The organism is Marichromatium sp. AB31, from assembly GCF_003718685.1.
GTDB lineage: Bacteria > Pseudomonadota > Gammaproteobacteria > Chromatiales > Chromatiaceae > Marichromatium > Marichromatium gracile.
In genome coordinates this window covers 1-255 of sequence record NZ_RHFI01000080.1, presented here as the reverse complement: position 1 = coordinate 255, position 255 = coordinate 1, and the positions used below count along the sequence as shown (strand labels likewise).

Here is a 255-nt window from a genome sequence, read left to right as displayed (position 1 = left end):
CGCGATCCGCGGCCAGCGCGACCACGCGCTCGACGTAGTCGGCCTCGTCCGTGGCGATCCATTCCTCCCGACCCAGCCCCGAGAGGATCATCGCCCCGATCCGGCCCACACTCGGCCGGTCGGCCAGAGTCACGAAGGGCACCCCCATGTAGAGCGATTCGAGCAGCGTCGTCCCCGAGTTGTGCGGGAAGCAGTCGAGTCCGATGTCCATGCCCCGCAACACGTCCCACGGCGGGGAGTGATAGCCGATCTCCA

The 255-nt window shown here is 68.2% G+C and carries 1 pseudogene; it reads right to left on the bottom strand.

What is annotated here, in order from left to right:
* Positions 1-255 (bottom strand): annotated as a pseudogene (locus EBL84_RS16815) (glycosyltransferase); the annotation flags it as partial.